The following is a 13,989-nucleotide window of genomic DNA, read 5'->3' on the forward strand; positions in this document are numbered from 1 at the left end:
AATCGGGACTGGCTAGCTGACCATTATAAAAACAAGTATAAACACATGAAAATTGGAATAATCCGCGAAGGAAAAAACCCGCCTGACAAGCGCGTTCCTTTTACACCTGATCAGCTCAAAACCCTGCAGGATGAATACAATGGTCAGCTCAGTTTCCAAGTTCAATCCAGTTCTATCCGTTCATTTGCGGATGAAGAATATGCAGAAGCGGGGATAGAGATTGTGGAGGATATTTCAGATTGTGAGGTACTATTTGGAGTAAAAGAAGTGCCGGTCGATCAGCTGATAGCGGACAAAACCTATTTTTTCTTTTCTCATACGCTTAAAAAGCAACCCTATAATAGAAAGCTTCTTCAGGCTGTTTTGGAAAAAAACATCCGGCTGATCGACTATGAAGTTTTGAAGGACGAGCAGGGCAATCGTGTGGTGGCTTTTGGAAGATGGGCGGGAATAGTTGGCGCTTATAATGCTTTTTGGACTTATGGGAAAAAGACCGATCTCTTTGACCTGAAGCGTGCACAGGAGTGTGAAGACCTCCTGGATCTCCATAGTGAACTTGCCAAAGTGACTTTGCCTCCCGTGAAGATAGTCCTGACTGGCTCGGGACGAGTGGGCGGTGGGGCTAAAGAGGTGTTGCATTCCCTGAAAATCCGTGAAGTCTCGGCACATGATTTCTTACACTTGTACTACGATGAGCCAGTTTTTGTGACCTTAAGTTCTGCCGATTATTATAGAAGAAAGTCCGATGGAGGCTATGATAAGCGGGAATTCTATATGAATCCAGGTCTTTACGAAAGCCACTTTCATAAATTTGCCGAGGCAGGTGAGCTGATGATTTCGGGAGCATATTGGAATCCTGAAGCTCCTAAATTATTTGAGATGAATGCCATCGCGGCGGATGATTTTCAGCTTTCTGTGATTGCTGATATCAGCTGTGATGTAGGAGGACCCATTCCCACTACTATTTCATCCACCACTATCAGTGATCCGGTTTTTGATGTGGATAGGGAGACGGGAGAAAAACTACCGGCCTTTGGTAGCCAAACGAGTATCTCCGTGATGGCGATTGACAATTTGCCTTGCGAGCTTCCTCGAGAAGCAAGTCAAGAGTTTGGCAAGCAGCTGATTAAATGGGTTATTCCAGAGCTTTTGGAAGAAAACTCAAGTGTCCTAGAGCGCGCCACCATAGCACGCGATGGGGATCTTACTATTGAATTTATCTATTTGACAGACTTTGTAAATCATCATGAATAACCTAAATAGGTTTTTGGAATCTACTCTTCTGAGGGCTACAATGACTGCTTCAGAAGTGGAATTACTCATTAGAGAAGCTATTGAAGAGCAGTTTGTGGGCGTTTGTGTTCCACCTTTTTGGCTGAAAAAAGTGAGAAGAGAACTGGGAGAGGAAAGTATTCAGCTAGTAACCGTGATTGGGTTTCCATTCGGATATTCTGATACAGCTACGAAGGTTTTCGAAACCAAGAAGGCGATCCGCCAAGGTGCAGACGAATTGGATCTAGTCTGGTCACAGACGGCTTATCATTCCGACATGAACTGGCCAAAAATCGAACTAGCTCAAATCGCCAAGATCTGCCATGAAGAGGAAAGAATCCTAAAAGTCATCATCGAAACGGCAAACTTGAATGAGCAGCAGCTAACCGAAGCTTGCTTGATATGTGAAGACGCAGGGGCAGATTTTGTGAAAACCTCCACTGGCTATGCTTCGGCTGGTGCCAAGGTAGAAGACATCAAATTGATGAGAGAGACATTATCCTCCTCCGTAGGCATCAAAGCGAGCGGTGGAATCAAAACACTGGATTTTGCACTAGAGCTGATAAAGGCCGGTGCTGACAGGATAGGCACTAGTTCTGCCAAAGCAATTATGGATGCGTGGAGGAAAGGCTAGTCGTTGCTGAAGTAAATCAGAAAGAATGGAATGATGAAAAATGTCAGCAGGATGTAGGCAAATCCCAAGAACCTGCTTTTGACAGATTTTTTGCCCATGTATAAAGCCAAAAAAACAGGAATATTCCTCATCGTTGGGAAGGGAAGGAATAGCAAAGCTCCAATAAAATTGAAGAGAATGTGAACGATGGCGAGTGCTATGGCGGCTTCAGTTTTGTAAATGGCAGCTATCGCAGCAGTGATCGTCGTGCCTATATTGGCCCCAATGATGAAAGGAAAAGCTTTTTTCACCGAGACCTTCTTTTTGGCTACCAAAGGAACCACTAGTGAGGTAGTGACGGTACTGGACTGAACGGCCGCGGTAAAGAACGTCCCGTATATAAATGCCATGTAAGGATTTTTAAAAATCAGTTTGTTGATATCCTTAAAGCTATTGATCACGAAGGCCTTATACACCGAGGTGGAAAGGATCTTGATGGCGGCAAAGACTAGAAAAATCGAAAGGACCATTGTCACGATTGGCATGTCTAAGGAAGTAGAGATCCATTCCGTAATCGGCCTAGTGAAGACTTTATTATATACTATAGGCCCGCTGTAGGTATCATCAGGCATAAAAAAATGAGCAATAGCTATGGACATCTTGGAAAGGAAGCCAAAGTAAATCTCCAGTGGTAATAAGATCAGTACGGTGAAGATGTTAAATATATCATGCAGCATACCAGCGGAGAAGGCTCTTTTGAATTCCTTTTTGTTCATGATATAACTAAGCGATACCAGCGTAGATGTGAGTGTGGTTCCTATATTAGCACCCATCACCATAGGTACAGCCTGCTCAAGAGTCATATTTCCTGATGCAACTACCGCAACTACACTGGCAGTGACTGTGGAACTGCTCTGAATCAAGGCTGTCATGAGCAGTCCTATGAAAAGACTGATAAAAGGATTTCGGGTGGCTAGCAAGATATTCTCTGCTACCTCATTGTTCAGATGGCTCATAGCCACAGTGAGCAAGTCTATGGAAAAGATGAAAAGCATCAGCGCCACAAGCATCAGCAGATAGCTTTTAGTCTTCTTTACCTTGTTTTTTTCCAGCTCTAAGCTCTCCATCTAGTAGATTCAGAATAAAATCTGTTTTCTATTATCATCAAACTATTCAGAATATAATACGGGGAGAACTGACCCTGCTTTCCAAATTTTTGATAAAATATTGGGCAAAATTTGAAATTTTTTTGCGGAAAACAAGACGAAACTTTCTTTTAGAAGTGATATTGTGGTTACTTAACAATTTGATAACATGGATAGAAGTATAACTTCTGTAATTTTGCGCCACCGACCAAAAGCCAAGACATGGCCAAGAAAAAAATAGACCAAAACATTAATCAGGAAAAGCTTTCTAAAAGGGCTTATTCCTTGTTCGATTTTACAAAAAAGGAGAAATCATTCCTTATAGTAATCTGTGTTCTAATCTCCATTGCAGCTGTTATCACACCATATACCTATGCCGCGATGTGGTTTGGGTTTGCTCTAGCGGCCTATTCTGCAATAGCAAACGATAGTATTCAAACCATCGGTACTTTCATCGCGTCAAACCACACCAAAAAATGGTATTGGCTTTGGCTATTCATGGGCCTTATCTTTGTGGCCACTGTTTCTTATAGCTGGGTTGTTTTTAATGGCGATGTGAGTTACGAGCGATTGAGCGTACCTGGATTGGATCAGGCACCTACCAGCTTTGTTTTCCTTCAACTAGCTGCTCCGATTGTTTTATTGATAATGACTAGGCTGAGAATGCCAGTTTCTACTACTTTTTTGTTGCTGAATGTGTTTACGTACAAGGCAGGCACTATTGTCAGTGTTATGTTTAAGAGCTTTGTAGGATACTTACTCGCGTTCTCTATTGCGATAGCGGTGTGGTTTGTACTTGAGAGATTTGTCAAAAATTACCTGAAAGGAAAACCTGCTCCCTATTGGATATACTTGCAGTGGATCACTTCAGGTACGCTTTGGGCGGTTTGGATCATGCAGGATGCCGCTAATATCGCGGTGTTCTTGCCAAGACAGCTGGATGCGGTAGAGTTCTCCGTTTATGCTGGCTTTGTATTCATAGGATTAGGATTTCTATTCTATTTGAAAGGAGATAAAATCCAAGGCATTGTCAATGAGAAATCTAACGTCACGGACGTGCGTGCAGCGACGATTGTTGACTTTGTATATGCCATCATCTTATTCTACTTTAAGCTTTACAGTAACGTACCAATGAGTACCACTTGGGTATTTATAGGTTTATTGGGAGGTAGAGAAATAGCTATAGCACTTGGTAAGCATGCCAAAGCTGAGAAGAGAAATGCTTGGTTATTCAGGGCATTTAGAATGGCACGAAAAGATGTTTTCAAAGCGTTCATCGGATTGGTGGTGTCCTTGATATTGGCATTTATCATCAATGATGGCGTGAGAAACGAGATTCTAGATTTCTTTTAAGTTTTGGAAATAGAACTCTACAGCCACGAGTATTTCATGAATGAAGCGCTGAAGCAAGCTAAAATTGCTTTTGAAGAAGGCGAAATTCCTGTAGGTGCTGTCATCGTTTCCAAGAATAGAATCATAGCAAAAGCCTACAATCAAACAGAGAAGCTCAATGATGTGACTGCCCATGCAGAAATGTTGGCGATCACATCTGCTGCTAATTACATGGGTGCCAAGTATCTGAATGATTGCAGACTCTATGTGACCTTGGAACCTTGTACCATGTGCGGTGGCGCCCTTTTCTGGTCTCAGATAGGGGAAGTACACTACGGAGCAGCAGATCCAAAACGGGGATATTTGCAATGCAACCCAAGCTTACTACACCCTAAGACGAAAGTTTTTTCCGGAAGTATGGCGCTAGAATCCGAACAGCTTTTGCTGGAATTTTTTAAAAATTTGAGAAAGTAAAAGGAAATTCATCGATCTAGAACCTTTTTTTACTCGACTTGGTTGAGAGAACAGACTATAAAAATGATTTTTAACCAATCTTTTAACCTTAAAACATAAACATTATGGCTTTCGAACTTCCAGCTTTACCTTATGCCGCAACGGCTTTGGAACCACACATTGATGCAAGAACTATGGAAATCCACCATGGTAAGCATCACAACGGATACGTAACCAACCTTAACAACGCTATCGAGGGAACTGACCTAGAAGGTAAATCGCTTGAAGAGTTACTTCAAGTTGCAGGTTCTAATACCGCAGTAAGAAATAATGGTGGTGGTCATTATAACCACAGCCTATTTTGGAAAATCATGTCTCCATCTGGAGGTGGAGAGCCTACGGGTGATTTGGCAAACGCTATCAATGCTAAGTTTGTTAATTTTGAAGGATTCAAGGATGTATTCAACAAGGCTGCAGCTACTAGATTCGGTTCGGGCTGGGCATGGTTGATCCTTACCGCAGCAGGTGCGCTAGAAGTAGTCTCTACTGCAAATCAGGATAATCCTCTCATGGATGTAGCTGAAATCAAAGGAACTCCGATCATCGGACTTGATGTCTGGGAGCATGCCTACTATCTAAACTATCAGAATATGCGTCCTAATTATATTGCAGCATTCTGGAATGTGATCAACTGGGATCAGGCCAATGCAAACTATGCAGAAGCACTGAAAAAGTAAGTTTCGCAGTACATATAATAAGATCCCTGGACGTCTGTTCGGGGATTTTTTTTGTCCAAACCTGAAAATAGACTGTACGGTATCGATACAGTTCATTTTTTATGATTTAGTAAAATACCTTCTCAGAGCTAATTTGAGCACATTTCCTACCATGGCATTTATTTTTCAATAGCTGGCAAAGAATAACTCGTAACCCACATTGAAATGAAAACGACCAACTTTCTTTTTTTAACATTTTTGATTTACCTCCTAGGTGTAAGTACTCTGGCGGCTAAAGAGAGCAGCCAGATAACTGGAAAAATCACAGACCAAAGCCAAAATCCTATCCCTTATGCAAATGTGGCTTTGATAGATGTGGGCACTGGTTATCTCTTGGATGGTTCAGTATCTGACGAAAATGGCCAATTCCTTATCCAGTCTTCTAAAACGGGTACAGTAAAACTGGTAGTCTCATCTATTGGTTTTTCCCAATTTGAATCCGAAACCTTCGAGCTAAAACCTGGATTGAAAAAGGATTTTGGAACAGTGACCATACAAGATGAAATGACTGGATTAGATGAAGTCACTGTGAGATCTGCCCGGCCAGAAATCACCATCGAGGCCGACAAGACTGTCGTCAATGTGGAAGGTACCGTTATGGCCGAGGGATCAAATGCGCTGGATGTGATCGGGAGATCTCCGGGAGTGTATGTGGACCAAGACGGGATCATCAACTTGAATGGCCGTACTGGTGTTACGGTGATGATCAATGATCGCCTGACTTACATGAGTGCGTTCGATCTGGCTAACTTCCTTCGCTCCATGCCCGCTGATAACATCAAGAGCATCGAAGTGATCAATAACCCATCAGCGCGATTCGATGCTGAAGGTTCGGCAGGAGTAATCAATATCAAATTGAAGAAAAATACCGTAGATGGAGTCTTTGGAAATATTCAGGCTGGAGCACTATATAACGGCCAATGGCTTCCAAATACCGGTGTTTCCCTGAATGTGAAAAAAGGCAAGTGGAGTACTAATGCCAACTTGAATTACAACCACTACGGTAATTTCAATGATTTGGAAATTAATAGGAATTTCAGCCTTCCTGAGGGAATTTCGAATTTCATGCAGGAATCTAGAATCACCACGAGGAATAAAAATCTATTTTTCAACGGAGCAGCCAATTATGAAATCAATGAGAATCAAAACATTGCATTGAATGTGCAGGCTTCCGGCTCAGATGATAGCGATGATAATGTGTCATTGACAAATATTATCACACCAGGAGTGACTGATGTGAGCTATATAGATTCAAAAAATGATGCTTCAGGAAATGGAAGTAGGATTTTCGCCAATCTACATTATGATGCGAAGCTGGATACGATGGGTACAAAGATCAGCTCAGATGTGGATTTTACACGAATGAATACTGACAGCGAATCCTTATTGACCAATCAGGAATGGACAGGGCAAATGCCCACCGATGTGATGAATAGCCAGATTCTGACGCTGAACGATATGTATTATGATATCTTCACCGCAAAGGTTGATTTCGTAAAACCATTGAAAAATGGTAGCATTTTCGAGACAGGTGTAAAAGGAAGCTGGGTGAAATCTGACAATAACCTGGACTTAAGTAAATCCCTTGAGGAAGGCCCCTTCGTTCCAGATTCTAGTAGCAACAGATTCATTTACAATGAAAATGTGATGGCTGCTTATGCCACATACAAAGGAAAATTCTCTGATAAATTGTCCTATCAAGTAGGCCTGCGAGGCGAGCATTCGGATATCACAGGGAATTCGGTGACTTTGCAACAAGTAAATAATCAGAAGTATTTCAACTTATTTCCAAGTGCATTCGTGCAGCAAACCATCAATGACAATTACCAAATCGTCTATAATGTGAATCGTAGAATCACCAGACCAAACTATAGATTGCTGAATCCTTTCGTCTATTACATCGATCAATTGACTACAGAGACCGGCAACCCTAACCTAAAACCGCAATATTCCACAAATCTGGAAATGAATCATGTGGTAAAAGGAGCTTACCAATTCACATTGGGCTATAGCGAAACGGAGGATGCCTTTATGCAGGTTTTTGTGCAGAATGACGAAGATCGCACGACGACTACTTATACAGACAACTTTGATAAAACCCGAAATGCCAACTTCCGCGCAATCATCCCTGTGGATATTAAAGAGTGGTGGGCAACTTCCAACATGGTACAAGTGAATTACAACAGGTTCAAAACACAGATTGGAGATGATTATCTGGATGCTTCCCAGACCTCCTTTATGGTTCGATCGCAACATAATCTGACTTTGCCGCTAGGATTCAAAGTGGAGGTAATGGGTATTTACCTAGGGCCTCAGATATGGGGACAAGGTGAGATCGCCGGATTTGGATGGGTAGATGCTGGTGTGACGAAGTCTATTATGAAGGATAAAATCACGATTTCTGTGAATGGAACTGATCTATTCCGTACTCAGGTGATCAAAGCTGATGTAGATTTTGCGGATATAGATACCAATTTCCGTCAGTATAGAAGTAATCAAGGTGTGAGATTCACGCTGAAATACAATTTCTCCAAAGGAGAAAGTTTCCGGGTGAAAAATAACTCAGGAAGCTCCGAAGAGCGAGATAGATTAGATTAAGGTTGATAAACGAGTAAAAAAAACTGGGTCGTTGATCCAGTTTTTTATACTTTAATTCCACTTGATAAAGCGTGTAAAAATCCTCCTCGATCTCAGCATTTACTTTCCCCATAAACCACAGGGAACCTTCACGACTTACAAACAAGTCACCTAACTCCTCTGGGATTACAGCATCACTTAGCAATTTTCCCTCAAGATCAAGGATCTGATAGCGCATCTTATAGGTGTCTTTCATACGGGTATAGAATTCCTGCCATTCCGATTGAGACATATTTTCGCGTGAGCGAATAGCATCTTGGTCGCTATAGCCAGTTTCATACATGATTACCAGCTTATCACCTACTTTTACCAACTTCTGAATGATACCAAATGATGGGTCATAGCTGATTGCTCTTGGGTCAGCTTTCTTTGGATCCTCGCCAGTATTCAGTCTGTAGTCTGTCAGCTCCAGTGCGACTCGCTTGAGTTTGGTATAGGGGGAATCAAGCTCATAAATATTCAAAAACGGATCAATACCACTGATGACGTATAACTTGTTCTCGACTACCTCAAAAGATGCCGAAAGTGTTGATGGCTCATGCGACATGTTGTTTTGAAAAATGCTAGCAGAATCCAGGGATAGGAATTGCTCGAAAGAACCTGTCTTGGGATCAGCCCAGACTAACTGCAAATAAGTGTCATAGAACTCGGGTTGGGTCTTGTTGTACTCTCCTCGCGCAATGGATCCACTTAGAAGAATTTTGTCCCCGACAAATTGAATCTCACGCTTAGCATCAGCTCTTCCACTGAAGGGTTTTGCTTCATCTCTTGGGATTTTTTTGCTTGAAAGTAAGTTGCCAGCTAGATCGTACTCGTATGTGCCAAGCATCGAAACTACTTGGATATTTTGTGATGAGTTGAATCGGCCAGCAGCCATGGGATAGAATCCAAAGCCGTCGGGCGCATCCCTTTCTTTGCTGAACTCACCCAGAATTTTCCCCTTAAAGTCTGTACTGACAAACTTCATATTTTGTGGATCAAAAAATAGGATTTTTTCAAATCCAGGATTGACATCCATCAAGTTGAGGGTGCCTATGTAATCTATTCTGATCGAGTCAGAAATGGCTAACTCATAGGTTTCACGTTCCTGTGTACTCTCAGATTTAGGTGTTCCGCATGAGAGGATGAGTAGGAAAAACAGGGCGAAAATAGCGTGTGTAAATTTCATGCAGTGGAAAGTATGTGCAACTAATTTATTTCTCCACTAGATAAAAACCTAATCAAACCTGAGGTTTTCCCCCATTTCAACTGTAATAGTTTACTCGGTCTTTCTGATTTGCTGGGGTATTATTGGAAATGATAGAGGAAGATAAGCACGCCGGTGAATGCTGGTTTTCTTTGATCTTTGATTTCGAGCTTTACTTCCACTTCAGCTTTTACAGTTCCACGTAGATTGGCTACGTTTTTCAAGGTTGCGGCCAAGCGAACCTCGCTGTTGACCAGCACAGGATTGGCAAAACGCAGAGATTCGATCCCGTAATTGATCATCATTTTCAGATTTCTCACATCTACGATCTGCTCCCATAGATGCGGTACTATGCTTAGCGTGAGGTATCCATGCGCGATGGTATTTCCAAAGGCTCCTTCGGCTTTGGCCCGCTCAGGATCTGTGTGGATCCACTGATGATCATGGGTAGCTTTCGCGAAAATATTGATCTGTTCTTGTGTGATTTGGAAATATTCGGAAGTGCCTAGAGACTGCCCGTTGTACTTTTCAAATTCTTCAAAACTACCTATGATTACTGGAGGCATGCGCTTATTTTTTGGTATGGAGTCAAATTAGGCAAGTTTTGATGGGAATTACAAGGGAAAAAGTACCGTTAAAAACTATCGAATAGATTACCAAACTGTTGGGGCTGCTATAATTTTCAGCTTTTATTCTGCTTTCAAATTACTTACAGTTGGGCTAGGTATTATCTAGCTTTGCTCCTCTTACGCAAATCATTTTATGGGATATATTGGAACAGTATTTTAATTGATAATTTTGAGCCCAATTAGTTTCAACCAATGACAGCTTACCTACACGGATTTATCCCCGAAGAACAACAGCGCTTGATCGATCAAGCCGGTGTGCTCGAATCTCTTATTTATCCACGAATTGATTTCTCAGGCTGTAAAAAGCTGCTTGAAATAGGTTCTGGAGTGGGTGCACAGACGGCGACTTTGCTGAGGCTATTCCCGGATTTGGAGATTACTTGTGTGGATTATTCCCAAAGTCAACTGGATCGAGCCAGGCAAAACCTGGCTTTTGCTGGAGAGCGAGTGACCTTCATTTGTCAGGATGCCACCGACCTTAAGTTGGAAGGGGAATTTGATTCAGTGTTTATTTGCTGGGCGCTAGAGCATATTCCTAATGCACATCGAGTACTCGAAGGCATCAAGCCCTATCTTTTGCCGAAGGCTAAACTTTGGATTACCGAAGTATTCAATTCCAGCTTTTACTTTAACCCTCAGCTTCCTGGATTGACCTATTATTACTCCCGATACAATGCCTTTCAGGTAGCTTTGGGAGGCAACCCTGATATTGGCGCAAACCTTGGGAATTTGTTACAAAGAGCAGGATATCAGCGCATAGAATTGTTTCATGGTGGTTTTCACTTGGATCAAAGAAATGCAGAGGAACTTCAGAAAATCACCCAATACTGGAAAGGATTGATGAAAAGTGCTAGTTCGGGTATGATGGAAGAGGGATTGATCAATCATGCGGAGGTTCTAACTATGGAAAAGGACCTTGATACCATCTCTACTGATGAGAACGCTGTCTTTTTCTATCACTTTATACAGGTAAGTGCTACAGTTTAATTTTCGATTATGATAGTTTTTAAATGGATTTGGCGATTGATCTGGAAAACTACCCTGTGGTTTTTGATTATCTCTGTGGGATTGACGGTCCTTTATCGGTTTGTTCCTGTACCCATTACGCCTTTGATGGTAATTCGGGTTTTTGAGCAGGCATTTGATGAGGAAAAGGAAGTGCGTTTATACAAAGATTGGGTGCCTTTCAGTGAGATTTCCAAAAATGCGGCACAGGCGGTCTATGCCTCTGAAGATCAAAAATTTCTTGACCATAATGGGTTTGATATTGAGGCGATGGAAAAAGCGTGGGAGAACAATAAGAAAGGAAAGCGAATAAAAGGAGCGAGTACCATCACTCAGCAGACCGTTAAAAACGTGTTTTTATGGCAATCGAGAACTTATTTGAGAAAAGGATTGGAAGCATATTTTACGGTTTTAGTGGAATTGATTTGGCCCAAAGAACGGATCATGGAAGTCTATCTGAATGTGATAGAAATGGGAGATGGGATCTATGGTATCGAAGCGGCTTCTCAGGCATATTTCAATAAACCTGCTGCCAAACTCTCGCGTCAGCAAGCCGCGCTGATAGCAGCCGTTTTGCCAAATCCTAGACGATGGTCGCCAGCCAAACCTACGGGATACATCCTCAAGCGTCAAGGCTGGATTCTCAGACAGATGAATAATTTAGCGCCATTGGAAATGGGAATTTAGTCTTTGAATTTTCGCTGTTAAAATAAAATTATTTTGAGATGTAATTCGATAATCTCTAACGCGTAGATTTCTGAGAGGAGACTTTTGTTTTAGTTTTTGTTCCCAAATGAGCGCCGCAAAATTTTCTTTCAGAATCTCGAGAAATTAGACATTTCATCATACTCCAAATGCACTGCACCAAGCAAATTCGAAGCTGCCAAAACCCTCCTTTGTAGCCTTTATTTGGGGTTTAAATAATGCAAGTATTTTTTATCCACATTTTCGATAATTTATCCACACTTCCTAAAATACCTGATCTAATTTACAGTATATCAATGAGTTATAGAGCTATTTTTAAAGGTGATTTTGTGGATAATGAAGGCTAACTTGAAAAATAGCCTAAAAAATGAAGAGTAATTAAGTGGATAAACAGCCCTTCCAAATAATATTCTAAAATCAATTAATCCTGCTTTTGCTTGATTAAGCGTTTTCGGTAAGCGTTGAAGATTCTAGACTTAGATACAAAGCCTAAATACTCACCATCTTCGATTACAGGAAGATTCCAAGCACCTGATAGCTCAAATTTTTCCATAGCTTTTTGCATATTTTCAGTAGCCAATAGGATTTCCGGGGGGCTATGCATCAATTCTTTTATCAAGGTAGTTTCTTGCTTTTCTTTATCAAACATGATGTCACGAATATCATCCAAAGTAACGATTCCCCGTAGCGCCTTGTGCTCATCCACTACCGGGAAAATATTTCTCTTGGAGATTTTAACCACGCTGATTAAATCTTTCAATTTTGCCTCAGGATGGATCGGCAATAAGTCACGCTCGATGACATGGGTAATCGTAATAAGCTCTAGAAGCTCTTGGTCTTTTGACTCAGGAAGATGCCTGCCTTTTTCCTTCAGCTGTATCATGTAAAGACTGTCTTTTTGGTAGGCTGTCTTCGTGACGTAAGATATAGCTGAGACAAACATCAGCGGAATAAATAACTCATACCCTCCTGTGAGTTCTGCAATCAAGAAGATAGCTGAAAGTGGCGCATGCTGAGCACCAGCCATCACGCCACACATCGCCACCAAGGTGAAATGAGCCAGCGGTAGTGGTATTGTGAAATTGAATAGATTGCTGGAATAAGCAAAAAGAAAACCTAGAATACCTCCCACGTACAGGGAAGGAGCGAATATACCACCACTGCCTCCAGCACCTAATGTCACTGCTGAGGCTATGGGTTTTATCACGATGATGCACACTAGGAATACGATGATCACATACGGGTTTTCAATGATCGAGAAGAAGGGACTTTTCTCTAATAATTCGTTAGACTTTCCATCAATCAGGATATTCAATGTGTCATATCCCTCTCCATAGATAGGGGGAAGAAAGAATACCATAATACCGATGGCAGCACCGCCGTATAGAATTCTTAGCGTTTGGCTTTCTAAGTCCTCCATGAGTGACTCTGTCTTTTGGACGGCTTTGCTGAAATACAGGGAAACCAGCCCGCAGGCAATACCTAAAAGCAAGTAATACGGCATGTGAGATGCCTCAAAGCTCTCAGTTAATTTGAAATTGAATACGGAATCCTTGCCTATCAAGACCATCGAAGTCAAAGAACCCGTCACGGAAGCTATCAGCAAAGGAATGAAACTGGCGGTGCTGATTTCCATAAGTATTACTTCAATCACAAAAATCACTGCGCCGATTGGAGCTCCGAATATGGCGGATATCGCCGCTGCTGCCCCACAGCCCAAAAGTAACGTTCGCTTTTTGGCGTTGAGGTGTACTACAGAGCCTACATTAGATCCTATGGCAGAGCCAGTTACGAGCATTGGAGCTTCCAGGCCCACGGACCCACCAAAGCCAACCGTGATGGCTGAAGTAAACACCCGGCTGTAGGTCTTTACTCGTTTGATGATGCTTTGTTTTTTGGAAATAGTAAAAAGGATATCCGGAATGCCATGACCTCCCGTATCCTTAAAAATAAATTTGCCGACCAAATAGGCCGCCGAAATACCAATTAAAGGATAAAGGATATACAGAAAATTGGCGTATTCCTTATAGAAATCCTCCGTGAGAAAGTGTTGAATAGCGTGTACTCCTTGTTTTAAAATAACCGCAGCAAGACCAGAAAGCATACCTATTATCCCACTGAGAATGAGGATGAAGGTTTGGTTGCTCATGTTTCGGAGCCGCCATATTAAGAGCTTAGTGATAAAGTCTGATTTTCCCAAGATATTATAGAGTACTGTTCTTTACATTCTAAGGTA

At 41.8% G+C, this 13,989-nt stretch carries 12 protein-coding genes; 8 read left to right on the plus strand and 4 right to left on the minus strand.

All coding sequences use genetic code 11. From position 1 onward, the window contains the following. Positions 1-45 precede the first annotated feature (45 nt). Positions 46-1,254, plus strand: coding sequence for an NAD(P)-dependent oxidoreductase (locus ABJH64_RS07835; RefSeq protein WP_348277394.1), 1,209 nt, complete (start codon positions 46-48; stop codon positions 1,252-1,254). After that, on the plus strand, positions 1,247-1,906 hold the full coding sequence (gene deoC / locus ABJH64_RS07840; RefSeq protein ID WP_348299490.1) for a deoxyribose-phosphate aldolase: 660 nt from the start codon (positions 1,247-1,249) through the stop codon (positions 1,904-1,906). The genes ABJH64_RS07835 and deoC overlap by 8 nt, the downstream gene beginning before the upstream one ends. Here the strand turns inward: deoC and ABJH64_RS07845 are convergent. After that, complete coding sequence (locus tag ABJH64_RS07845; RefSeq protein WP_348299488.1) at positions 1,903-3,012, minus strand: Na/Pi symporter; 1,110 nt, start codon at positions 3,010-3,012, stop codon at positions 1,903-1,905. The two genes, deoC and ABJH64_RS07845, sit on opposite strands and share 4 nt — an antisense overlap. A gap of 240 nt (positions 3,013-3,252) precedes the next feature. On the opposite strand from ABJH64_RS07845, the gene ABJH64_RS07850 reads away from it, so the two are divergent. The 4 genes from ABJH64_RS07850 (at position 3,253) to ABJH64_RS07865 (ending at position 8,189) form a co-directional block, all read left to right on the plus strand. Beyond that, the gene (locus ABJH64_RS07850; RefSeq protein ID WP_348299487.1) at positions 3,253-4,383 is read left to right on the plus strand and encodes a hypothetical protein; all 1,131 of its coding nucleotides are present in this window, start codon (positions 3,253-3,255) and stop codon (positions 4,381-4,383) included. Between the two features lie 9 nt (positions 4,384-4,392). Further along, complete coding sequence (locus ABJH64_RS07855) at positions 4,393-4,836, plus strand: nucleoside deaminase (RefSeq protein ID WP_348299495.1); 444 nt, start codon at positions 4,393-4,395, stop codon at positions 4,834-4,836. A 104-nt stretch (positions 4,837-4,940) separates the two neighbouring features. Then, on the plus strand, positions 4,941-5,552 hold the full coding sequence (locus ABJH64_RS07860) for a superoxide dismutase (RefSeq protein WP_348299486.1): 612 nt from the start codon (positions 4,941-4,943) through the stop codon (positions 5,550-5,552). Between the two features lie 204 nt (positions 5,553-5,756). Then, positions 5,757-8,189 carry a TonB-dependent receptor gene (locus ABJH64_RS07865; protein WP_348299484.1) on the plus strand — a complete coding sequence of 811 codons (2,433 nt, stop codon included), beginning with the start codon at positions 5,757-5,759 and terminating at the stop codon, positions 8,187-8,189. Here ABJH64_RS07865 and ABJH64_RS07870 read toward each other — a convergent pair. Beyond that, entirely contained in the window at positions 8,101-9,396 is a 1,296-nt protein-coding gene (locus ABJH64_RS07870) for a hypothetical protein (protein WP_348275561.1), read from the minus strand. The genes ABJH64_RS07865 and ABJH64_RS07870 overlap by 89 nt on opposite strands. A gap of 119 nt (positions 9,397-9,515) precedes the next feature. Then, complete coding sequence (locus ABJH64_RS07875) at positions 9,516-9,980, minus strand: MaoC family dehydratase (RefSeq protein ID WP_348275562.1); 465 nt, start codon at positions 9,978-9,980, stop codon at positions 9,516-9,518. A 255-nt stretch (positions 9,981-10,235) separates the two neighbouring features. Here ABJH64_RS07875 and ABJH64_RS07880 point away from each other — a divergent pair, with 255 nt between their 5' ends. Together ABJH64_RS07880 and mtgA are read left to right on the plus strand one after the other, a co-directional pair. Further along, entirely contained in the window at positions 10,236-11,030 is a 795-nt protein-coding gene (locus tag ABJH64_RS07880) for a methyltransferase (protein WP_348275563.1), read from the plus strand. A gap of 9 nt (positions 11,031-11,039) precedes the next feature. Then, positions 11,040-11,735: a monofunctional biosynthetic peptidoglycan transglycosylase gene (gene mtgA, locus ABJH64_RS07885; RefSeq protein ID WP_348275564.1), complete on the plus strand. Its 696-nt coding sequence runs from the start codon at positions 11,040-11,042 to the stop codon at positions 11,733-11,735. Positions 11,736-12,174: 439 nt separating this feature from the next. Here mtgA and ABJH64_RS07890 read toward each other — a convergent pair whose 3' ends face one another. Continuing rightward, on the minus strand, positions 12,175-13,902 hold the full coding sequence (locus ABJH64_RS07890) for a chloride channel protein (protein WP_348275565.1): 1,728 nt from the start codon (positions 13,900-13,902) through the stop codon (positions 12,175-12,177). Positions 13,903-13,989 lie beyond the last annotated feature (87 nt).

This window comes from Algoriphagus sp., from assembly GCF_039969895.1.
Lineage (GTDB): Bacteria > Bacteroidota > Bacteroidia > Cytophagales > Cyclobacteriaceae > Algoriphagus.